Below are 23,347 nucleotides of genomic sequence, written 5' to 3'. Positions count from 1 at the left end.
CCCTGATGAGAGTGGGGTGCCAATCAATCCGCCGGTTGCGAACGTCGGTCGTGGCTCACCGAACACCCTGAACGACTGGAGCACCATCGTGAGTGACCTCTTGCTCTCCGACCGGCCCCGGACCGGCCGCGTCCGCACCCCGCTGGCCATCACCGGCACCGCCCTGATCGCCCTGATCCTCACCCTGCTCGCCCCCTTCGGCGCCACCAGGGCCCACGCCATCGACCAGAACGACGACGTCCACTGGAACCTCAACGGCGGCAAGTCCGCGTACCGGAGCATGATCGACGAGGTCCGGGCCAGCGCCGAGCTGGGCGTCGCCTACGGCAGCAGGTCGTCGAGCACGTGGTACACGGTCCCCACCGAGCACACCGGCAGTGAAAAGCAGCAGATCAGCAACGACGAGATCAACAACTACTTCACCGTCAACATCACCAGCAACGAGCACCCGCAGATCCGCATCCTGCTCCGCGCCCACGACCTGTACGTCCAGGGCTACTACGTCCCGGGGACCAGGACGTACTACTACTTCAGCGACGCGACACTGAGCCACTGGCCCGGTGCGGGCACGTCCGCCAACCCGCCCCGCGCCCTGCGGCTGCCGTTCGGCGGCAGCTACGCCTCCATGGCGAGCTACGCACACCAGACCCCGCGCAGCCCCCGGTTCTCCTACACCTGGATGGCGTACAACCAGGGGATCCTGGCCGGCGCGAACTCAACGGGTGCCCAGCGCGCCGGCGCGCTGATGTTCTACGTCGAGGCCATCGCCGAGGGTGCCCGCTTCAACGCGATCTCCGACCGGATCCAGGCGAACATGGGATCGAGCACCGGATACCAGTTCGACGCCGATGACGACGGCCTGATCCACAACTGGCAGACGATCGGCAACAACCTCCAGAACCGGATGAACAACCCGCACACCGCGCCCACGCCCAACATCGGCCGCTACCACTTCGACACGCTCCAGGCGATCGCGAGCATCCTGCGCCTGATGATCCAGATCGGCGTCAAGTGACCCGCTGACCGGAAGCCCGGCAACCGAGCCGCCCCCGGCGGGACACCCTCCTGTCCCCCGGGGGCTCACGCCGTCCACGGGCCCTCGGCCTGACCAGTTCGGCGAGAATCCGCCGCGATTTTGCAGAAACGCCTTTCTACGCCACCTCCGAACCGCCGGTCTGCGGACGACCCGAATCTCCTGTCCGAACCGCCCCCCCATGCCGCCCCCCATGCCCCACCCTCAGGAGGATGCACAGCTGGACGCGCAGCCGTGCCGGTGTCGCAGTGCTCGGCCACCGGCATCGGCGAGTCCGTAATCGCGATGGTGAGCCGCCAGTCGTCACCGGCGCCGTCTCGGTCGCCGCGCCTTGCCATTCCAGCACCCCCGAAGGGGTGGGCGGGCCGCCCACGGGAAGCGTGGACGGGGAAGCGCGGGACCCCGCAGCCAGCTGCACGGGCTTGTGCACAGCTGAGTGCGCGGATACCGCGTTCGGGCCCAGAAGGCCACTGTGCCCGTGTGGGCTGGCACGTACCCATGTAGGCCCAGGCGGCTTCTCCGCCTACGTGGCCGAGGCCCTCGAGCAGCGTGTGGCCATGGACAAGCTTCGTGAGATCGTCGCCGACTTCGAGACCGACAACGACCCGCTGCCCCGGGAAGAGATCGAAGCGGCACGCGCCGTACTGCGCCATGATCAGCGCGACTCGAGCGGTGCCGCAGCCTGATGCCCGGCACGCTCCTCCTCGACAGCGAGTGCCTGTCCAAGCTCTACCTCAAGGACCGCACCGTCCTAGGTCTCGTCCAAGCAGCCTCGGAAGAAGGCATCCGCGTGGCCGCGACCGCCATGACCACGCTCGAGGCGGACTACGAGCACATCCACCCCGCCCGCATCCGGTGGGTGCTCTCCCGGATCGACGCCCACGACGTCACCAAGAGCGTCACCGACCAAGCGGCAGCACTCTTGCGCGACCACCGCCTCAGCGGCCACAAGTACGCCATCGACGCCGTCCTCGCGGCCGTTGCACGCTCGGCGCCAAGACCAGTCACCGTCCTCACCTCCGACCCTGAGGACATCAGTCTGCTCTGTGGACCCGCCGTCGCGGTCATCAAAGCCTGACGCGTGCAGATCGCGGGCACACCCGCTCACGCATGACGCCGCGCGAGCCCCCGACCGCGCTCGGCAATCAGCCAGCATGACGAGGCCATGAGCAATCATGGCGCCTCGTGCCGCACCGTCCAAAGGCGTCCGGCCACCGGCTGGCCACCGGGAAGGACATCTCGGATGGCAAAGAGCCGAGGCACCAGGGTTGTCGTCTTCCCACAGACGGCGAGAATCGTGTCGGCGATCGTCTGCCACCCCGTGGTTGGCTCCGCTCGAAATCCAGGCGGGTCCGGGTGATCGCGCGTCGCAGTGCATCACCAAAGGGCATGTCACCGACCAGCTCACACCCGTCATCAGCCCGCGTCGCCGCTCGGCACGCCTCCATTTCCGCAATGAATGCAAAGGCTTTGCGCCGGCAGGGGCGAGAAGGTGTCGCCGTACTTTGTGATCGCGGACGGCCGCGTCCTTAACCGCCCTGACTGGACCTCGCGGCACAAAACGGAAGTGTCGGCACCTACAGGGCCACTCAGTTCCCGCCGCCCCCCGTCACCTTCTCACCTCGAAGTTTCGTGACCCACGCGACCGGCCGTCGGCGTGACCAAAGAGAGGATCACACCAACGGCCGGAATCCATCACGAGCTGGCGCTCAATGGAATGAGCTGACCACTTGCCCCTCAGCAGTCCTTCTCGCCGGTTTCACGCTGACGCGATTCGAGTCGTCGATGGTGGGCCCCAACGAAGGGAACTCCGAACAGTATGACGGCCGCACCCGCGTACATCATGTAAGTGCCCTGGTGGGAATCCGGCGTCCAGGTGTTAACCATGCGGACTGTACCCCAGATCGAAATGGCCACTCCAGCCAGGAAGAGGGCCAGCGAAAGCCGCCCAGGCCGGGTTGAAAGAAGTGATCTCACGTGGTTCATCTATCTCCAGCCTCTACTGGTGCCAGGCCCACATGACACTTGAATAGGTGTGAACGATCTTGATTCCGCGACGCGGCCACCATTTCAGCAGAAAGCCGATGTACCACCCCAGGGTATACCAGAGCGCGGCAACTGCGACAGCCATGTAGGCCGATGCACTCCAGCTGGCCTTCGTCACCCTTTCCAGGAAGACAGTTGCACCTCCAACCGTGGGAGAGTTTCCTGTCAGGATGTCCTGCAGCATGCCTGCGTGACGCCGCTTCAATTTCAGCGTGCAGCTGTACCAACCGCACGAAATCCCCGTTTTGTTGTACTTCTTGATGGCCTTGCGGCCGTCGAGGTCGTACCGGCTGATTGGGTTCGCCGGATAGACGTACACGTTGGAATTGCCCCCATATACCGGATCGGTCTGCAGGAACCGTCCGGTCCCAGCGTCGTACACCCGGACGCCCATGAGGATGTAGCCACTGAGCATGTCCGAGGAACGCTGATGTGTTCCGAGCCAGCCATACGTCGTGGCCGCGGTCTCGTCCAGGGCACTGCCGTACTCGTCATAGTGCTGGACGACGCTGGCCACGGTGGTGTCCAGTGGCTGCTGAACCGTGACGTCACCGTGAACGTTGGCAAGTTGCAGGACCGTGCTGCCGGACGCCGAGGTGATGGCAGCCAGGCCGCCGGTCAGGTCCCTGACGATGCGGCTGACGGTGCTGCCGGTCGCGGTCCAGGTCGGGCTGTCACCGTTTCCACCGTAGTGACTGGTCGTGGTGCTCGATGTGGTCCAGGTGCCGTCAGTGCCCTGGCTCTGGGCGGTCTGGACGGCGAGGCGTCCTGCTGCGTCGAGGGTCCAGGTATTGCGGCTGGTGCCAAGGGTCTCGGTCGCGACCAGGTCGTTGGAGTAGTACGACAGGGTCGTGTCACTGCTGGTGGTGGTGCGGCCGAAAGCGTCGTACGCGTAGCCGGAGTTGACCAGGCGGTCAGCGGAGTCGTACGTGTACGACGTGGTGGCCGTGGCGGTGTCGGAAGTGCTGGTGTCGCAGTCGTCCGACGTCGTGGCCAGCGCCGTGCGGTTGCTGTTCGCGTCGAAGGTGTAGGCGCGGGTGGTGCAGCCGGTGGCGGTGGTGTCGGCTGCCTGAGTGAGGCGACCTGCGGTGTCGTAGGCATAGGAGGTTGCCGTCGTGGAACCGTCGGTCTGGGTGTGACCGGACTGGAGTCCGGTAACCGTGTAACCGGCGGTATCAGAGGCGACCGTCGTGCCGTCCGACGCTACGTACTCTCGTCCGGTCTGCTGGCCGACCGGGTCTGTGGTGAGGGTGAGGGTGTAGTCGCCAGGCAGGGTCTCGGTAATGAGCCTGCCGTCGGCGTTGTAGATGCCGGTGAAGGTGCCCGCGACCGAGTCGGTGAGGGTCTTCAAGTCACCGGCGGTGCCGTAGGCGTAGGTGACGGTGGACGGGGCGGAGTCGGTTGCCTTCACCGGACGGTCCAGGACGTCGTACGTCGTGGTGGCGCTGTTGCCCGCACCGTCGGCGTAGGACGTCTGACGGCCAAGGTCGTCGTAACCGTTCGCGATGGTCTGGCCGTTCGACGTCTGGGTGGCGATCTGACCGTTGGACTCGTCGTACGTGTACGTGGTCGCCGGGGTTTCCTCGCCGGTGCCGCCCGTGACCGTCGTCCTGGTCGCACGGCCGGCCGCGTCGACTGTGGTGGTAGTCGTGCGGGTCACGTCGTTGGCGGTCTCGGCCTTGGTCGCAAGCCGGCCCCAGCGGTTGTAGGTGTAGACGGTGGTCACCGCCTCCGTCGGGTTGTCACCTCCGCCGGTGACGGCAGCCGCAGGCACGGTCTTGCAGAGCAGACCGTCCCACTCGGCGGATGCGCAAGTACCAGATGCGTCCGCGTCGTAGTACGTGTACGCCAGGGTGCCCGCGTCCGAGCCGGACGATCCGGCGGTGCGGGTGGTGGCCACCCGTCCGGCGTCGTAGGTGGTGACGGCGTTGCTGGTCTCTCCACCGGTCGTGGACTTCTGCTGACCGGTCGACCAGTCATAGGTGGCCGTCGACTGCTGGGTGTCGGCGTCGGTGGCGTAGCCCGAGATGGCGGCTCCCATCACGACGGAGGTGACCAGCCCGGAAACCGCGGCCGTGTCCGGCTTGTTCTCGTCGTAGGTGTACGCGGTGTGGGCGCGGGCCGGGATCACTGTGCCTGCGGCCAGGGTGGACTCGGTGGTGGAGCCGGTGAGTTCCTCAGTCAGGGTGACCTCGTACAGTGGACCGTACTCGTCGGTCAAACGCTGCCCGTCCGCCGAGTACTGCGAGACGGTAGCCAGCAACTGGGCACGGTCAGCCGTCGACAGGCCGCTCAGACCGAGCGAGGCCAGGTCTTCGGCGGAGCCGTCCAGTGCCAGCTCGCGGTTGGCCGCCGTCAGTTCGGCGACTGTGTTGCCGTAGACGTCGTACTCGGTAGTGGTGATCGAGCCGCCGGGCGTGGCGGTGTTGGTCTCCTCACCGTTGGCGTCGATGTAGGTGATGGTGGCGCGGTCGTAGGCGGAAGACGTCAGCTCACTGCCCGTGCTGGAGGCGGGGACGAAGTCCGCCGGGAAGACGGCGGTGGCGTCGGTCGGCGCCTCGTCCTGCGCCCAGCCGGCGACCGTGTCGGTGTCCATCTGGTACGGGGCGGTATCACCGGAAAGCGGCACGTCGTAGACGACGGTGGTGACGGCAGTGCCCGATGTGGTGCTGTCGGACCCCTCCACGAGGGCCGCGCGGCTCGCGCTGAGCAGCATGCCGGAGCCCGCGGTCAGGGCCGAGCCGGCCTTGCCGTACGTGAAGTTCCAGGGCAGCTGGCCGGGCTGGGTGAGGGTGTCGACGCGGCCGTCGGAGTCGTAGGTGTACTCCGTCTTCAGTGCCGGGCTGATCCGCGGGTCCCAGACCTGGCGGAGCTTGCCGGAGGAGCCGTACGCGTACGACGCGAGGGTCTCGGCGGTGGCGGTGGAGGCACCCGGGGTGGTGGCCCACAGCTTGATCGCCTTGACCTGGCCCGCGTAGTCACCCAGCGAGGAGTCGGTCGCCGTCGTCGAGGATGCGTAGACGAATTCCAGGACGCGGCAGCCCTTGGTGGTGGGCTCGGTCTGGCAGGTGGACGCGGTCACCGCGCCGGTCGGCGAGATCACGTACTTCGGGCGGGCCAGGGTCTCGCTGCCGGAGGTGACGGTCTCCGAGACGGTGGAGACCGTGGTGTCGTCCACCGCGGTCGCCGACGAGGACAGCGTCCAGGTGGTCGCCGCGGTCGCCGCCTTGGCGAACACGGTGTTGCCGGCGTCGGTGTCGGTGAGCGTGAACTTCGTACCCGACAGTGTGCCGGTCAGGGTCAGGTACTCGGCGCCGGTCTCCGCTGCCCAGCTGCCGTCCGAGTTGAGGGTGAACGCGGTCGCGCTGCCGTCGCCGGAGAGCAGTTCCACCGAGGTGTCGGAGGTCTTGCGGATCTGGGTGTAGTCGCTCGCCTCAGCGGTAATCGAGGAGGTCCAGCCGGGGCCGAAGATCTCCACCTGGCCCTCGGTGTCGGTGTCGTTGGCGCGCGATGAGTACGTGCGCTCCACGCTGGCCGAGAACGCGTTCGCGTCCGTGGCCTCCAGCGTGTAATCGCCGGTGAGCTGGTTGACCTCACCGGGGCCGACCGCGGCAGTCGGGGCGGTGCCCGCGTCTCGGTCCAGGGTGACCTCGACGGTCTGGGAGTGCCCAGTGGTCGTGCCGTCGGTGAACGCGGCACGCAGTTCGATCACGCCGTCCTCGGCGAGCGTGCTGACCGTGTTCCACATGAGCTTGGTGGCGGTGCCGTCGGTGACGGAGACTGGCCACGCGGAGACGGCGTCGCCGGAGGCGTTGACGTCACCGACCGGGACGGTGTGCCAGGAGTCGGTCTCACCGCGGCGGTACTGCCAGGTCACCCCGGTGTAGGAGGCCAGGCCCTTCGCCGACAGGGTCAGACGGCGGGCCGTGTCGTCGCCGTCCTCCGGAGACAGGATCGCGGCGCCGTCCTCACCCACACCGAACGCGTACTTCGTCGTGGCCGACGACAGGTTGCCACCGGAGTCGACCGTGCGAGCGTACAGCGTGTGCCAGCCGTTCGCCGGATTGATCGACACGGTGGCCGAGTCGCCGCCGGTGCCGTTGGTGGTGTCCAGCTTCTTGTTCGGCAGGCTGCTGTTGTCCAGCCCCCAGTAGTAGCCGGCACCGTCGCTGGAGCTGGTGTCGATGGTGCAGGCGACGGCGTCGTCGGCCTTGGCGGTCCAGCCGTTCTCCTGGTACGTGTCACAGGTGACCGTCGGAGCGGCGGGCAGACCGGTGTTCATCACGAACGTCGTGTAGCCCGACCAGGATCCGTAGTCCGTGCCGTCGTACGCCCGCACCCGATAGCGCAGATGCACACCGGCCGGGAGGGCGGAGGCGGACGGGACGGTCAGCTTGGCCGTCGAGCCGGAGGACGCCGACGAGGACGTGCCCGTGTAGGAGTACGTGGTGTCCGCGTAGTCCGGATCGGCGGTGATCTCGAACTGGCCCTTGCTGCTGGAGCCGTCCGGGTCGGTCACCTTCGCCGACAGCGTCGGGGTCAGCGAGGTGACGTACCGCTTGCCGTTGTAGGCGTTGACCTGCGACGGCGAGATCGCCGGCGAACTCGGCGCCAATGGGTAGGAGTTGTACGTCACTGTCAGATGCGGCTCGGTCGAACCGTCACCCGAGACGTAGTTCGCCGACCGGAAGCGGCGCCAGGTGGAGGAGTCTGTCTCCGTCACACCGCGGACCAGCAGACCGTAATTGGACGTCCCGTCCGCCCACGCCTGAGTGATGTCGTCGATGTCGAAATTCATCGTGCCCGCCGGACACGAATCGCTGTACCCCTTCGCCGCGGTATTGATCACCTGACCGGTCGTGGTACCTGCCGGCTTGGTCGACCAGGTGACCGAGGAGGAGTCCCAGGACTCGGTCACCCGGCGCACCACCGTGCCCGAACCCTCCGTACAGGAGGATGAGTAGTACGAGTACAGCGCCAGGTTGGTGTCGGTGATGTGCTTGCCCTTGAACGCCGACACATCAAACTTCAGATACGACCGCGCGACCGTCGACCCGGCGTCGTACGTACCCGACTTCAGCTCGGTCGAGGAGACCTGCGAGTCGGTGTAGTTGGTGGCCAGCCACGTGTCCGTGGTCACGGCCAGGGTGGTGGTCGGGTCGATGGTGACCGGATAGGTCAGATCCTGCGTGAAGTAGTCCGCGTCCGGGGTCAGCACCAGGGTCTGCGAGCCGTCGTCGGCCGTCTCCACCCTGGTCGTGACGGATGCCTGGTACTTCGACTCACCGGAGGCGTCGTCGGTGGATGAGTCCCACATCATCGGCGCGGGCGCCTCGGCGACCAGCTTGCCGTCGGCGTCCTTCAGCAGCAGATGCCCGGAGTCGGCGATCGACAGCTCAAGTCCGCCCAGTGTCAACGGGATGCGGTACTCCAGGCCCCCCTCGGGCGCGGAATCCAAAACCACGTTCTGACTGAACCCCTGAGCAAGTGCCGTGACCGTCAGGGTCTGACCGTCGCCCAGGTCGTAGGAGGCGGTGTCGTCCTTCACCGTCGGCGTCGGCAGCTTGGACTCCCACCCCAGGCCGAACGACTTGCTCCCCTTGTCGACCGACACCAGCGCGGTGTCACCGCCGTCCGAGACCGCGATGTCCGCCGCCGCCACATCCGGCTCCAGCGACGCACCCGTATCCGACAGCGAGGTGTCGATGTCCTTCCAACTGCCGTCCACTTTCTGCCGGACCGGCCCCGCATACGTCGACGTCTGCAACTCCCCGGACGGCAGCGCATAGGTCGTCGACGTGGCCGAACGCTCCGACAACACCTCGATCTTGCGGTCCTGCAGACGGGCCATCAACAGCGCTGCCGCCATCGAATCCGCTGACGACACAGCTGACTTCGCGTCGTCAGACGTCAACGTCACCTCGGTCGTGCCCGAGTCGGCCGCGAACGCCGCCCCCGTCTCCAGCGACACCAGCGCCGTCTCCGCCGCCAGGACCGCCGCGACCGCCAACGCCGTCCGCTTCAGCGCAGCGCACGAGGATCTCGCCCGCCCCCTGGAAGCCGGGAAGACTCTTTTCCCCTTGAGTCTCATCACAACTCCTGTGATCATCTCGCGACACCCACTGCGTCACAAGCGCCGTAATCAAAGGTCAAGAAGCTGTGGAGGGAATTCCTGGTAGAGGTGAATGAATGGAAGAAACGCGCAAGTAATGTTCCTGCTCCTTGACCTGACCGGAAGTCGGCACTCTAAGAACTGCGAACTCTATGACTGACCGATGCCACCCCTGTCAGACATAGCGAGACAACGTCACAAGGTATGCCAAACACCCCACCGAGTCTGTGAAGTTACTGTCTCGAGGATTGTTATTTCCTTGTGACGGCCCCAGGTTGGGGCCAGTGCCCCAAAGGCGACACCGTCGCGCACCCAACAGGTGGTCCCTTAGTACTCCAGCTGTAGATCTTGATCAGGCTCGCCTGAGCCTGGTGCGCGGTGCTGCTCTACGCTGCCCTGCATGATCGCCAAGCTGCAGTGTGTGGTGCTGGACTGTGCCGATGTCGTTGAGCTGTCGCGGTTCTACCAGTCGCTTCTCGGCGGCGTGGTGAACCAGCCGGATCCGCGGTGGTCACTCGGCGACAGGTGGGCAACGCTCCACACCGAGGGTGGGCTCGTGCTGGCCTTCCAGCGCGTGGAAGACCATCAGCCACCACGGTGGCCGGATCCCGCTCGGCCCCAGCAGTTCCACCTCGACATGGGGGTCACGGACCTGGACCAAGCTCAGGAGGACGTACTCAATATGGGCGCCGCACTGCTCGATGAGGGCGATGGAAAGCGGAGTTGGCGCATCTTCGCGGATCCCGCAGGTCACCCGTTCTGTCTCGTCCGGGACTGACAGGCAACACCGCAGGGGTGCGGCCACCGTTGATCATCGTGAGTTGTGTGGACTGACGAAGAGACGGTGGCCGCAGGCCACAGCGTAGATCCCACCCGTTGGCGGGAGGCGTTCAAAGTGGCCATGGGCCGGATTGCGGGCCGGTTCGCCCGCGTTGAGCCCCGGCTGCGAGCGGGACGGTTGGTGCTGGGCCTGCTGTCGGACCTGCCGCGCAAGAACTGCTGGACGATCGCGGAGTGGGCCGGGGAATCGACCCCGCACGGCATGCAGCACCTGCTGTGCCGGGCCTCCTGGGACGCCGACGCCGTCCGCGACGACGTGCGCGAATACGTCGTCGAGCACCTCCACGACGAGGCCGCGGTACTGGTCGTCGACGAGACCGGCGACGTGAAGAAGGGCACCCACACCGTCGGCGTCCAACGCCAGTACACCGGCACCGCCGGCCGGATCGAAAATTCCCAGGTCGCCGTCTACCTCGTCTACGCCGGGATGCGCGGGCACGCAGCGGTGGACCGGGAGCTGTACATCCCGCGCTCCTGGACCTGCGATCCGGACCGCTGCCAGGCCGCGGGGCTTGGCGAGGACACCGCGTTCGCGACCAAGCCGGAACTGGCCAGAATGATGATCGAACGGTTCCTGGACGCCGGACACCACGTGGGCTGGGTCACCGGGGACGAGGTCTACGGCGGCAACCCGAAACTGCGGACGGCGCTGGAGAAGCGCGGCATCGGCTACGTCCTCGCGGTAGCCTGCTCGACCGAAGTGCCCACCGGGAGCACCAGGTCCGCCGCTACCCCTCCTGGGCCCGCTGGGTCACCCTCGCGATGCTGGCCCATGCCTTCCTCGCCGTCGTCCGCGCGGACGAACACACGCACCAGCCCACACCGGACGGCCTGATCCCGCTGACTGAGGTTCCCCCGAGATGCGGGGAGAGCTGACAGCAGGTCAGATGGGGCTCGCGAGAGGAGCTCTGACGATGCCTGCCCCGAGGAAGTACCCGCTGGAGTTGCGTGAGCGTGCGGTGCGGATGTACCGCGCTTCCGAGCCGAAGCCCGTGATCCGCCGCATGGCCGAGGAACTCGGCGTGCACCACGAGGCCCTGCGCAACTGGATTCGCCAGGCCGAGGCCGATACCGGCGATCGAGGTGACATGCTCACCACCGCCGAGCGTGAGGAGCTTGCCGCCCTGCGCAAGGAGAATGCCCAGCTCAAGCGTGCGAATGAGGTCCTGCGGACGGCCTCGGCTTTTTTCGCGGCCCAGCTCGACCCGACCCGGCCCAGGTGACGGCGCTCGTCGACGAGCACCCGCATCTGGGGGTCGAGCCTGTTCTCCGGGAGCTTTCCATCCCCTCCTCCACCTATTACCGGTGGCGCCGGGCCGAGACCGAGCCGTGCGAGCGGCACCGCCGGGACGCCGAGCTGACGGGGAGGATCCGGCAGGTCCACGACGAGTCCGGCGGGATCTACGGCTCACCCCGCGTGCACGCCGTCCTCAAGCGTGAGGGCGTCCGCGTCGGTCGCAAGCGCGTGGAGCGGCTCATGCGCCAGGCCGGCCTGGCCGGGATCAGCCCCCGCCGTGGCAAGGGCTTCACTTGCCGTTACCCGGACACCGATCTTGCCCCTGACCTGGTGCAACGCGACTTCACCGCGAACGGGCCGAACCGGCTGTGGGTCACCGACCTGACCATGGTCACGACGCTGGAGGGCCCGCTGTGGCTGTCCGCGATCCGTGACGCGTTCTCGCGCCGGGTCGTGGCCTGGGAAACCTCCGCCCGCGCCGACGCGGACCTGGTCCTCACTTCGCTGGAATACGCCCTGGCCAGCCGCGAAGTCACGCCCGGCGAGCTCGTTCACCACGCGGACCACGGCTGTCAATACACGTCCGTGAAGCTCACAACACGCCTGGTCAGGGCCGGTATCCAGGCGTCCATGGGCTCGGTCGGCGACTCGTTCGACAATGCCCTGGCGGAGAACCTGTGGATGCTGGTCAAGACCGAATGCATCCGCGGACGCGTCTTCACCACCAGGGCCGAAGCGAACCTCGCGCTCTTCGAGTACATCGACGGCTTCTACAACCCCCGCCGCATCCAGAAACGGCTCGGCTACCTCAGCCCCATCGAGTACGAGGAGAAACACTACGCCGACCAGGCAGCGACCGAACAAGTGAACCTGAAACCACGTCACCCCGCCCTGACCAGCTAGTCAGCACCTCTCGCACAGCGGGGGAACCTCAGACCTGCAACGAGATCCAGCGCCTGTTCATCACCGTCGCCGTCCGGCCCGATCACGGCCCAGCCTACCGACTCCGTTGGTCCGCCTGGCGACGCCGCCACCAGGCGCGATCACGAGCCAGCCACTATCGGCGACAAGCTGCATCCCAGACATGAAGATCAAGATCTACAGCTGGAGTATTAGGTCCAGGCACTTATGGACAAGGAGATCCTGGGACTGCTCACCCGAGGTGCGCACGAAGAACGTGTGCAGGTCGTCGACGGTAAGGTCGTAGACCGTGCTCGGAGCCAGGCCCGAACGGTCCCTGACGGCCGTCAACTCCTTGACGGAGCAATCCGGGGTGCGCAGCGGGTCGCCGACGCGCAGGTCGGAGACCAGTGTCCACCCGCGGCCCAGCACGTAGAACTTGTGGCCGGCCCGCGGGTGGCCATCGGGCGCAACGGCCCTCGAAGCGGCGAACGGTCTCCGCATCAGCGCACGAGCCGTTCCAGGCCCGGACACCCCATCGAAGACGGGGTACCACAGCTGAAATCCCTGACGTATCTTCCGCCTGCCCCGCGTCAGCCCAGACCGCATGACCTCAATCGCTGCAGCCGTCAAACTCTGGAGAGACACCGCAAGATCGGTACGCCGACGCTGTCAGGCCGGGCGGCACCAAGACTCGGGATGCCGCCCAGGTCCGCTTCGACGGCCCCTTCCGCACGCAGCCGCTCACAGACGCGATTACACCGGCACAGAACGATCGCGACGAGCAGCGCGGACGGGACCCAGCCCAGCGGGCGACAACCTGCCAGGCCCGGCGACCTCCCGAACATGGACGCAGTTGGACGCGCGATTGTCGGGATGCCACGAACCATGGCTCCCCCCATGGACTGCCAATCTCGCGGTTGGCCGGGAGCAGGTCTGCACGCTCGGCCATCACACGGCCACCACGCCAATCCGGCTGGCCCGAAGAGAAGTGACCGCGAGAGACAAAAGACCAGCTCACAGCCCTGTAGAGCAAAACCGCCACCGAATGCAAACCTCAGACCTACGCATCGCGATGCACAGACCCCACGTGCCCAATTGGCCCGAATTCCAAGGTAACCAGAAACAAGAAACCCCAGGTCAAAGGAATGACCTGGGGTTCACCACAGAGCCGCCTTCGGGATTCGAACCCGAGACCTACGCATTACGAGTGCGTTGCTCTGGCCATCTGAGCTAAGGCGGCGCGCCGTCCGCACTATGGTGCGATCGGCAACGTCGGTAAGTCTACACAGTTTCCGGGGGTGCTCCGCACCACCCCCGGAGGGGGTCGTTCCGGGGGTCGGGGTGGGGCTATGAGCAGCGCTTTCCCCGTGCTGGGGGCGTTCCGTGGAGGAGGTAGGCGTCGATCGTGGAGTCGATGCAGGCGCTGCCGCGGCCATAGGCCGTGTGGCCGTCGCCGACGTAGGTGAGCAGGCGGGCGGAGGAGAGCTGGCGGGCCAGGGACTCGGCCCAGCGGTAGGGGGTGGCGGGGTCGCGGGTGGTGCCGACGACGACGATCGGGGCGGCGCCCTTCGCGGTGATGCGGTGCGGCCGGCCCGTGGGCTTCACCGGCCAGTACCCGCAGTTCAGGGAGGCCCAGGCGAGGCCCTCGCCGAAGACCGGCGAGGCCTTCTCGAAGGCCGGCAGGGCCCGCTCCACCTGCTCGGGTGTGGCGAAGGCGGCCGGGAGGTCGAGGCAGTTCACGGCCGCGTTGGCGGACATCAGGTTCGAGTACCGGCCGTCGGGGTCGCGCTGGTAGTAGCTGTCGGACAGGGCGAGCAGCCCGGCCCCGTCCCGGTCCTCAATCGCCGCGGTCAGCGCGGCGCGCAGCTGCTCCCAGCTGCTCTCGTCGTACATCGCCGCGATCACCCCGGTGGTGGCGAGCGCCTCGCCGAGCCTGCGGCCGTCGGGGTCGCCGGTGGGCAGGGGGCGCCGGTCCAGCGCGCCGAAGAACGCCTTCAGGCGCGGCCCGATCCCGCTCCCCTTGTCGCCGAGGGGGCAGTCCGCCCGCCGTGCGCAGTCCTTCGCGAAGGACCGGAAGGCCGTCTCGAAGCCCGCCGTCTGTTCCAGGTTCAGCTCGCGGGCGGACAGCGACGGGTCCAGCGCGCCGTCCAGGACCAGCCGCCCCACCCGGTCGGGGAACAGCCCCGCGTACGTCGCCCCGAGGAACGTCCCGTACGACGCCCCCACATACGTCAGCCGCCGGTCCCCCAGCACCGCCCGCGCGATGTCCATGTCCCGGGCCGCCTCGACGGTGGAGACATGGCGGAGCAGCCGCGCCGCGTGTGCGCCGCAGGCCTCGGCGAACCCCCGGTACGCCTCGACCAGCCCGTCCGTCTCACGCCGGTCGTCGGGGGTCGTGTCGGTCTGGGTGTACGTGTCCATCGGGCGCCCGTCGAGGCACTCCACGGGCTCGCTGCGGGCCACGCCCCGGGGGTCGACGGCGACCAGGTCGTACCGGGCGCGGACCGAGGCCGGGTAGCCGACACCGGCGTACGACTGGAGGTAGCCGACGGCCGCGCCGCCCGGCCCGCCCGGGTTGACCAGGAGCGATCCCAGCCGCTCGGCGGGGTCCGTCGCCTTGGTGCGGGACACGGCGAGCCGGATGTCCCCCGCGCCCGGGTGGGCGTAGTCCAGCGGCACCCTCATCGTGGCGCACTGGAAGCCGGGGGCGCCGCAGGACCGCCAGGACAGCTTCTGCCCGTAGTACGGCTCCAGCGCCGACGGTGTCGCCTTCGGCAGCGCCGCCAGTTCCGCCCGCGCCGCGGAGCCTGCGGTGGCCGTCGAGCCTCCGGAGGAACAGGCGGAGACGGCGAGCAGTGCGGCGAGGGGGAGGGCGGACAGGGCGCGGAGGGCGATGCCGGTGCGGGTCCTGCGGGGCATACCTGGCCTGCGGGGCCTGCGGGGACAGCTCCTGAGGTGCATCCAGTGAGCCTAACTCTGCGCTACTGCGCGAGTGCTTTCCGTGCGCTAACCGCCACGGACGAGCGACACCGTCAACCCCCGGCCGACGTTCACCCGCGCCGCGGCCCCATCTCGGCCGCGCCCCGGCGCCGCCCCGGTCAGCCCGCTCTCAGCGCCATCGTCATCGCCTCCACCGCCAGCAACGGCGCCACATTGCGGTCGAGTGCCTCTCTGCACGCACCGATGGCCTCGATCCGGCGCAGGGTGGACTCGGGGGTGGTGCCACGGGCGAGCCGCTCCAGGGTGTCCTCGGCGTCCGCGTTGGCGATCGCGATACGGGAGCCCAGCTGGAGCGCGAGGACGTCCCGGTAGAAGGCGGTGAGGTCGGTCAGCGCGACGTCGAGGCTGTCGCGCTGGGTCCGGGTGCGCCGGCGCTTCTGCTTGTCCTCCAGGTCCTTCATCACGCCCGCCGTACCGCGCGGCATCCGGCCGCCCTGGGCCGCGCCCAGCGCCGCCTTCAGCTCCTCGGTCTCCTTGCCGTCCCGCTCCTCGGCGAGCACCTTGGCGTCCTCCGCCGCCGCGTCCACCAGTTCCTGGGCGGCCTTCAGACAGCCCCCGACGTCCTCGATCCGCAGCGGCAGCTTCAGCACCGACGCGCGGCGCTCCCGGGCGGCCGGGTCGGTGGCCAGCCGGCGGGCCCGGTCCACATGCCCCTGGGTGGCGCGGGCGGCCGCCGCGGCCACCCCCGGCTCGATGCCCTCGCGCCGGACGAGCATGTCGGCGACGGCGTCGACGGACGGCGTCCGCAGGTTCAGGTGCCGGCAGCGGGAGCGGATGGTGGGCAGCACGTCCTCCAGGGAGGGCGCGCACAGCAGCCACACCGTCCGGGGAGCGGGCTCCTCGACCGCCTTGAGGACGGCGTTCGCGGACTTCTCGTTGAGCCGCTCGGCGTCCTCGACGAGGATGACCTGCCAGCGGCCGGTGGCCGGTGAGGTGTACGACTTGCGGACCGTGTCCCGCATGTCCTCGGCGAGGATCTGGGTGCCGACGGCGGCGACGGTGGTGACGTCGGCGTGGGTGCCGATCAGCGCCGTGTGACAGCCGTCGCAGAAGCCGCAGCCGGGGGCGCCGCCCAGCGCGCGGTCGGGGCTCACGCACTGCAACGCCGCGGCGAACGCCCGCGCCACCTGGGTCCGGCCGGCCCCCGGTGGGCCCGTGAACAGCCAGGCGTGGGTCATCTTCGAGGCCTCGGGCGGCGGGGTCTGGGAGACGGCCGCGGTCACGAGCGCGTCGGCGTCCCGGGCGGCAGCGGTCAGCTGCTCGCTCACCTTCTCCTGCCCGACGAGGTCGTCCCACACGCTCATGGGTCACGCCGCCCTTCCGTCACGTCCGCTGCCGGTCTCCATTGTGCGGGCCCCCACCGACAACGGGGGCCACCGGCCGAAACGGCTGGATGACCCCCGTGGCGCTCAGGCACCCGACCCGCTCGAGCACCCGACCCGCTCGGGCACCGACTGCTCGGGCACCCGTCCTGCTCAGCGCCGCCGGCCGCGTCCCCGGCCGCCGTCCCGGTCCTCGTCGAACCCGTCGTCGTCGCGGTGCGGACCCAGCAGCTCGTCCGCGAGGGACGGCAGGTCGTCCAGCGGGGTCTCCTCGGCCCAGTCCGGCCGGGGCCGCTGCCGGGGCGCGCCCGCCTCGTCGACCTGGGGCAGCTCGCGCGTGCGGCCCTCGGAGCCGTCGGGCGCGGCGCCCTCCCGCTCGTCCCGGAAGAACCCGGACGGCATACGGTCCGCGAGCGCGTCCTGCCGTACCGGAGGCAGTACGGCCGTCTCGTCCACCGCGCCCCGGTCATCGCGCACCGGCGGCAGCACCGCGGTCTCGTCCGCGGCACCGGGAGCGTCCTGTCGTACGGGAGGCAGTACGGCCGTCTCGTCGGCCGCGCCGGCGGCCGGCGCCGTCGGTTGGGGCAGCTCGGCCGTCACCTCGGCGTCGGAGGGGGTCCCGGCCGGCCGCGCGGGCTCCGGGTCCTTGTCCATGCGGATCCGGGGCAGCGGAGTGGTGTCCTCCATCGGCCTCTTGTCCGCGACCGGCCGCTTGCTCATGTCCGGCCGCTTGCTCATGTCCGGCCGCTTGCTCATGTCGGGCCGCTTGCTCATGTCCGCCTTCTTGCCCATCGGCACCCGGGGCGGGACCTTCGTCTCCTCCACCGGCCCGCCCGAGGCGTTCGGCGTGACCACCGGCGTGGGCACGGTCACCGCCTCCGGGACGGCCGACGGGGCGGTCGGCGGCTTGGAACGGGGGCCGACCTGGGCCGCCGCCGCGGCCTGCTCCGCCGCGCGCCGCGCCTCCTCGGCCCGCAGCAGCGCCTCCTCCGCCTTGCGCTGCTTCTCCAGCCGCGCCGCCTCGGCCTTGCGCTGCTCCTCCTGGCGGACCGCCTCGGCCTCGGCGCGTCGCCGGGCCTCCTCCTCGGCCAGCTTGCGCTGCCGCTCCTCCTCGGCCCTGCGCCGCTCCTCCTCCACCTTGCGGCGGGCCTCGGCCTCGGCGCGGGCCTTCTCCTCGGCGAGGAGACGCTGCCGCTCCTCCTCCGCACGCCTTTGTGCCTCCTCGGCGCGCAGCCGGGCCTCCTCGGCCTGACGCTCGGCCTCACGGCGCTGCGCCTCCTCCAGCTCGCGCCGCTTGCGCTCCTCCTCCTCGGCGCGCAGCTTGGCGAGCTGCTCTTGGCGCTCCCGCTCCAGGCGCTCCTCCTCGGCCTTGCGGGCGGCCTCCTCCTCGGCCTTGCGGCGGGCCTCCTCCTCGGCCTTCTTCCGCGCCTCCTCCTGGGCCTTGATCTCGGCCTCGGACAGCGGCAGCATCCGGTCGAGCCGGTGGCGTACGACGGTGGTGACGGCCTCGGGCTCCTGGCCCGCGTCGACCACCAGGTAGCGGCCGGGGTCGGCGGCGGCCAGGGTGAGGAAGCCGGAGCGCACGCGCGTGTGGAACTCGGCGGGCTCCGACTCCAGCCGGTCCGGTGCCTCCGTGAAGCGCTCGCGGGCGGCCTCCGGGGAGACGTCCAGCAGCACCGTCAGATGCGGCACCAGGCCGTTGGTCGCCCAGCGTGAGATACGGGCGATCTCGGTCGGGGACAGATCGCGGCCGGCGCCCTGGTAGGCGACGGACGAGTCGATGTACCGGTCGCTGATCACGACGGCGCCGCGCTCCAGCGCGGGCCGCACGACGGTGTCGACGTGCTCCGCGCGGTCCGCCGCGTACAGCAGGGCCTCCGCGCGGTGCGACAGGCCGGCGCTGGACACGTCGAGGAGGATCGAGCGCAGCCGCTTGCCGACGGGCGTGGCGCCCGGCTCGCGGGTGAGGACGACCTCGTGGCCCTTGGCCCTGATCCAGTCGGCGAGCGCCTCGGCCTGGGTGGACTTGCCTGCGCCGTCGCCGCCCTCCAGGGCGATGAAGAAGCCGTTCGCGGCGGGGGCCTCGGCCGGGTCGTCGCCGCCGAGCAGCGCGTCCCGCAGGTCGAGGCGGAGCGGGACGCCGGAACGGTCGTCGACCTTGGCCAGCACCAGTACGGCGATGGGCAGCAGCAGGGCGCCGACCAGCATCAGGGTGAACGCGGCGCCGCCGTGCGCGAACACGAACCGGCCGTTCTCCAGCCGGTGCGGTCCGATCAGCGCCGCGAGCAGCGGGGCGCCCACGGCGGCGAGGGCCACGCAGACCCGCACCACCGCGTGCAGATGCTCCGTCGTGCGGGTACGGCGGCTGTCCTCGGTCTCCTGGTCGAGCAGCGCGTGCCCGGTGTTCGCCGCGACGCCCGCGGAGACTCCGGCCAGCCCGGTGATCAGCAGCACACTGGTGACGTCGGGGACGAGCCCGGCGGCCAGCAGGGCCACGCCGGTGACGGCGATCGCCAGCGCGAGCAGCCGGCGCCGCGACAGCGCCACCAGCACCTTGGGCGCCGTACGGATGCCGAGCGCGACTCCGCCGGTGAGGGCGAGCACCAGCAGGCCGTAGAGCACGGGGCCGCCGCCCAGGTCCTTGGCGTGCAGCACCGCGACGGCCGCGGCGGCGGCGACGGCACCGGCGACGGCCGCGCAGGCGAGGACCAGCAGCGGGATCGCGCCCGTGCGGCCCTTGTCGACGCCCGCCGCCGTCTTCGGCCGACGCAGCCCCTCCAGCGGGGACCGCGCGCGGGGGGTGCGCACCGCGGGCAGTTCCAGGAAGACCACGACCGACAGGGACCCGGCGAAGAGCCCCCCGGCGACATAGGAGGCGAGGGCCGCCTGGTGCTGGGCGAACCACTCGATCCCGACGCCCAGAAGATTGTTGAACAATGCGGCCACGACCAGGGTGGCGGCGCCCAGCGGGATCGCCAGGAAGCCCGTGCGCAGCGACAGCCGGCGCAGGGCGTCCAGGTGGTCCGGCAGCGGCCGTACCGTCGCGCCCTCGAGCGGCGGGGCGGGCAGCAGGGCGGGGGCCGCGCTCTCCCGGGCGACCGTCCAGAAGCGCTCGGCGACACCGGTGACGAAGGCGCTGACGAGCAGGAAGGCCAGCGCGTCGTCCGGCGTCCAGTCGATCCACAGCGGCGCGACGAGCAGCAGCACGGCGCGCAGCCCGTCCGCGCCGACCATGGTCCAGCGGCGGTCGAGCGGGCCCTCGGGTGAGGTGAGCGAGGTCAGCGGGCCCAGCAGGACGGCGCCGAAGAGCAGGGTGGCCAGAATGCGCACCGCGAACACGGTCGCCACCGCGAACGCCACACCCCGGTAGCCGCCCCCGAACGAGCCCTCGGCGATGGCCGCCTGGAGGACGAGGAGGACGAACACCAGGAGTGCGAGCGCGTCGGCGACACCGCCCACCAACTGCGCGCTCCACAGCCGCTTCAGCTGGGGCTCGCGCAACAGGGCGCGCACGGCGCGCTCGCGGGAGTCCGCCACCAGGGCGTCGTCCGGTGCCGGGGGGAGGGCCGTTGGCTGCTCGGCTCGCGTCATGCTTTCAGCCTATCGGCAGCGACTGACAGCCAGGGGCGTCCGGCCTGGTGTACGACCGCCCCGACACCAAAGTGATGCCGGGGCGTTCACTTCGTGAAGCCACTGTGCGGAAACCGTGGCCGAACCGGACCTGCTGGAGCGGACGGCCCGTCAGCCGGTTCAGTCCTCCGTCGTCGTCCGCGTGGCCGTCGTCCTCTTCGCAGCCGTCTTCTTCGCGGCGGCCGTCGTCGTGGTCTTCTTCGCTGCGGTCTTCTTGGCGGCCGACGCGGCCGTCTTCTTCGCCGGAGCCGCCTTCTTGGCCGCGGTCGTGGTCTTCTTCGCGGGCGCCTTCTTCGCCGTCTTCTTGGCGGGCGCCTTCGCCCTCTTCTCGGCGAGCAGCTCGAAGCCGCGCTCCGGGGTGATCTCCTCGACGCTGTCGCCGGAGCGCAGGGTCGCGTTGGTCTCCCCGTCGGTGACGTACGCCCCGAAGCGGCCGTCCTTGATGACGACGGGCTTCTTGCTGACCGGGTCCTCGCCGAGCTCCTTCAGCGGCGGCTTGGCGGCGGCCCGGCCGCGCTGCTTGGGCTGGGCGTAGATCGCCAGCGCCTCTTCGAGGGTGATCGTGAAGAGCTGGTCCTCGGTCTGCAGCGACCGCGAGTCCGTGCCCTTCTTCAGGTACGGCCCGTAGCGGCCGTTCTGCGCGGTGATCTCCTGGCCCTCGGCGTCCGCGCCGACGACCCGGGGCAGGGACATCAGCTTGAGGGCGTCCTCGAGGGTGACCGTGTCCAGGGACATCGTCTTGAACAGCGAGGCCGTACGCGGCTTGACGGCGTTCTTGCCGGTCTTCGGGGTGCCCTCGGGGAGCACCTCGGTGACGTACGGGCCGTAGCGGCCTGCCTTGGCGACGATCTCGTGGCCGGTGGCGGGGTCGGTGCCCAGCTCGAAGTCGCCGCTCGGCTTGGCGAGCAGTTCCTCGGCCAGCTCGACGGAGAGCTCGTCGGGCGCGAGGTCCTCGGGGATGTCGGCGCGCTGGTGGCCCTCGCTGTCCTTCTCGCCGCGCTCGATGTACGGCCCGAAGCGGCCGACCCGCAGCACGATGCCGTTGCCCACCGGGAACGACGACACCTCGCGCGCGTCGATCGCGCCCAGGTCGGTCACCAGCTCCTTGAGGCCGCCGAGGTGGTCCCCGTCGCCGTTGCCCGCGTCGGCGGCGCCGCCGTCCGCGGTGCCCTCGCCGAAGTAGAACCGCTTCAGCCACGGCACGGACTGCGCCTCACCGCGCGCGATGCGGTCGAGGTCGTCCTCCATCTTGGCGGTGAAGTCGTAGTCGACGAGCCGCCCGAAGTGCTTCTCCAGGAGGTTGACCACGGCGAAGGACAGGAAGGACGGCACGAGCGCCGTGCCCTTCTTGAACACATAGCCGCGGTCGAGGATCGTGCCGATGATCGAGGCGTACGTCGACGGACGGCCGATCTCGCGCTCTTCGAGCTCCTTGACCAGGCTGGCCTCGGTGTAGCGGGCCGGGGGCTTGGTGGCGTGCCCGTCGACCGTGATCTCCTCGGCGCCGAGCGGGTCGCCCTCGTTCACCTGCGGCAGGCGGCGCTCACGGTCGTCCAGCTCGGCGTTCGGGTCGTCGGCGCCCTCGACGTAGGCCTTCAGGAAGCCGTGGAACGTGATCGTCTTGCCGGAGGCGCTGAACTCGACGTCCCGGCCGTCGGCGGCGGTGCCGCCGATCCGCACCGTCACGCTGTTGCCGGTCGCGTCCTTCATCTGGGAGGCGACGGTCCGCTTCCAGATCAGCTCGTAGAGCTTGAACTGGTCGCCGGTCAGACCGGTCTCGGCGGGGGTGCGGAAACGATCACCCGAGGGGCGGATCGCCTCGTGCGCCTCCTGGGCGTTCTTGACCTTCCCGGCGTACGTGCGCGGCTGGGCCGGCAGGTAGTCGGCGCCGTACAGCTGCGTGACCTGGGCGCGGGCGGCCGCCACGGCGGTGTCGCTCAGCGTCGTGGAGTCCGTACGCATGTACGTGATGTAGCCGTTCTCGTACAGCTTCTGCGCGACCTGCATGGTGGCCTTGGCGCCGAAGCCGAGCTTGCGGCTGGCCTCCTGCTGGAGCGTCGTCGTACGGAACGGGGCGTACGGCGAGCGGCGGTACGGCTTGGACTCGACGGACCGGACCGAGAACCGGGTGTTCTCCAGGGCGGCGGCGAGCGCGCGGGCGTTCGCCTCGTCGAGGTGGAGGGTGTTCTCGCCCTTGATCCGGCCGAGGGAGTCGAAGTCACGGCCCTGCGCGACACGCCGGCCGTCGACGGTCTGCAGCCGGGCGACCAGCGACGACGGGTCGGACGGGTCCCCCGCGCGGCCGGTGCCGAAGGTGCCCGTCAGGTCCCAGTACTCGGCGGAGCGGAACGCGATGCGCTCGCGCTCCCGCTGCACGACGAGCCGGGTCGCGACGGACTGGACCCGGCCGGCCGACAGCCGCGGCATGACCTTCTTCCACAGGACCGGCGAGACCTCGTAGCCGTAGAGGCGGTCGAGGATGCGGCGGGTCTCCTGGGCGTCGACGAGCTTCTGGTTGAGCTGGCGCGGGTTGGCGACGGCGGCCCGGATCGCGTCCTTGGTGATCTCGTGGAAGACCATCCGCTTGACGGGGATCTTCGGCTTGAGGACCTCCTGGAGGTGCCAGGCGATCGCCTCGCCCTCCCGGTCCTCATCGGTGGCGAGGAAGAGCTCGTCGGACTCCTTGAGCAGGTCCTTGAGCTTCTTGACCTGGGCCCGCTTGTCGGCGTTGACCACATAGATGGGCTGGAAGTCGTGCTCGACGTCCACGCCGAGGCGGCGGACCTCACCGGTGTACGACTCCGGCACCTCCGCGGCGCCGTTCGGAAGGTCGCGGATGTGCCCGACGCTGGCCTCGACGATGTAACCGGGGCCGAGGTAACCCTTGATCGTCTTCGCCTTGGCAGGCGACTCGACGATGACGAGTCGGCGGCCGCCCTTCGCGGTCTCGCTGGTCGGGGACAACTTCGCTCTTCTCTCCGGTCGACGGGTTTGGGGCCTCCCCAGGCCTTGCTCCCGGGGTCGGGTCATGGTGACGCTGCGGAGTGTGACGGTACATCCCGCCCCCGTGTCAAACGGGAAAAGCCCACAACGGCCACTCGAACGGTAACCCGACTACCGCCATTCCTGCCGCCCGGAGTGCCGACCGGTCCTTTTCCGCCGGAGCGGAACCCGTCCTCTCCTTTACCTGCGTGACCCTGCTCACGCGGGTCAAACGGGGGTCG

12 protein-coding genes, 1 tRNA gene and 2 pseudogenes are annotated in these 23,347 nt (G+C 69.5%); 8 read left to right on the top strand and 7 right to left on the bottom strand.

The window, feature by feature from the left end:
- The first annotated feature begins 88 nt into the window (after window positions 1–88).
- From ACYQ8Q_RS25790 to ACYQ8Q_RS25780, 3 genes are all read left to right on the top strand, one after another.
- On the top strand, window positions 89–1,015 hold the full coding sequence (locus tag ACYQ8Q_RS25790) for a ribosome-inactivating family protein (protein WP_460068160.1): 927 nt from the start codon (window positions 89–91) through the stop codon (window positions 1,013–1,015).
- Window positions 1,016–1,590: 575 nt separating this feature from the next.
- The gene (locus tag ACYQ8Q_RS25785; RefSeq protein ID WP_460068158.1) at window positions 1,591–1,719 is read left to right on the top strand and encodes a hypothetical protein; all 129 of its coding nucleotides are present in this window, start codon (window positions 1,591–1,593) and stop codon (window positions 1,717–1,719) included.
- Window positions 1,719–2,111 (top strand): DNA-binding protein, encoded by a 393-nt coding sequence (locus ACYQ8Q_RS25780; RefSeq protein ID WP_460068156.1) that lies wholly within the window; start codon window positions 1,719–1,721, stop codon window positions 2,109–2,111. Before ACYQ8Q_RS25785 ends, ACYQ8Q_RS25780 begins: the two co-directional genes overlap by 1 nt.
- 921 nt (window positions 2,112–3,032) lie before the next feature.
- Here the strand turns inward: ACYQ8Q_RS25780 and ACYQ8Q_RS25775 are convergent.
- Window positions 3,033–9,089, bottom strand: a complete 6,057-nt coding sequence (locus ACYQ8Q_RS25775; protein ID WP_460068155.1) for a DNRLRE domain-containing protein — start codon at window positions 9,087–9,089, stop codon at window positions 3,033–3,035.
- A gap of 502 nt (window positions 9,090–9,591) precedes the next feature.
- Here ACYQ8Q_RS25775 and ACYQ8Q_RS25770 point away from each other — a divergent pair.
- The 5 genes and pseudogenes from ACYQ8Q_RS25770 to ACYQ8Q_RS25750 all read left to right on the top strand — a co-directional run.
- Window positions 9,592–9,969 carry a VOC family protein gene (locus tag ACYQ8Q_RS25770; protein WP_460068153.1) on the top strand — a complete coding sequence of 126 codons (378 nt, stop codon included), beginning with the start codon at window positions 9,592–9,594 and terminating at the stop codon, window positions 9,967–9,969.
- Between the two features lie 123 nt (window positions 9,970–10,092).
- A pseudogene (locus ACYQ8Q_RS25765) lies at window positions 10,093–10,838 on the top strand (IS701 family transposase); the annotation flags it as partial.
- A gap of 107 nt (window positions 10,839–10,945) precedes the next feature.
- Window positions 10,946–11,254 (top strand): transposase, encoded by a 309-nt coding sequence (locus ACYQ8Q_RS25760; protein ID WP_460068152.1) that lies wholly within the window; start codon window positions 10,946–10,948, stop codon window positions 11,252–11,254.
- Window positions 11,251–12,171 carry an IS3 family transposase gene (locus ACYQ8Q_RS25755; protein WP_460068150.1) on the top strand — a complete coding sequence of 307 codons (921 nt, stop codon included), beginning with the start codon at window positions 11,251–11,253 and terminating at the stop codon, window positions 12,169–12,171. The genes ACYQ8Q_RS25760 and ACYQ8Q_RS25755 overlap by 4 nt, the downstream gene beginning before the upstream one ends.
- A pseudogene (locus ACYQ8Q_RS25750) lies at window positions 12,153–12,356 on the top strand (hypothetical protein); the annotation flags it as partial. The gene ACYQ8Q_RS25755 and the pseudogene ACYQ8Q_RS25750, both read left to right, overlap by 19 nt.
- 10 nt (window positions 12,357–12,366) lie before the next feature.
- On the opposite strand, the gene ACYQ8Q_RS25745 reads toward ACYQ8Q_RS25750, so the two are convergent.
- From ACYQ8Q_RS25745 to topA, 6 genes are all read right to left on the bottom strand, one after another.
- Window positions 12,367–12,672, bottom strand: coding sequence for a polymorphic toxin-type HINT domain-containing protein (locus ACYQ8Q_RS25745; RefSeq protein WP_460068148.1), 306 nt, complete (start codon window positions 12,670–12,672; stop codon window positions 12,367–12,369).
- Window positions 12,673–13,337: 665 nt separating this feature from the next.
- Window positions 13,338–13,411: transfer RNA gene (locus ACYQ8Q_RS25740), tRNA-Thr, on the bottom strand.
- A 107-nt stretch (window positions 13,412–13,518) separates the two neighbouring features.
- Window positions 13,519–15,090: an alpha/beta hydrolase gene (locus tag ACYQ8Q_RS25735; protein WP_460068146.1), complete on the bottom strand. Its 1,572-nt coding sequence runs from the start codon at window positions 15,088–15,090 to the stop codon at window positions 13,519–13,521.
- Between the two features lie 179 nt (window positions 15,091–15,269).
- Entirely contained in the window at window positions 15,270–16,475 is a 1,206-nt protein-coding gene (locus tag ACYQ8Q_RS25730) for a DNA polymerase III subunit delta' (RefSeq protein WP_460068144.1), read from the bottom strand.
- Window positions 16,476–16,646: 171 nt separating this feature from the next.
- Window positions 16,647–20,084, bottom strand: coding sequence for a dTMP kinase (tmk, locus tag ACYQ8Q_RS25725; RefSeq protein WP_460068143.1), 3,438 nt, complete (start codon window positions 20,082–20,084; stop codon window positions 16,647–16,649).
- A gap of 159 nt (window positions 20,085–20,243) precedes the next feature.
- Window positions 20,244–23,087, bottom strand: a complete 2,844-nt coding sequence (topA, locus tag ACYQ8Q_RS25720; RefSeq protein ID WP_460068142.1) for a type I DNA topoisomerase — start codon at window positions 23,085–23,087, stop codon at window positions 20,244–20,246.
- Window positions 23,088–23,347: the final 260 nt, after the last annotated feature.

The sequence above is a fragment of the Streptomyces sp. YKOK-I1 genome (assembly GCF_054660435.1).
Note: the sequence above shows the minus strand (reverse complement) of the source record. Positions and strands in the feature narration are given on the sequence as shown.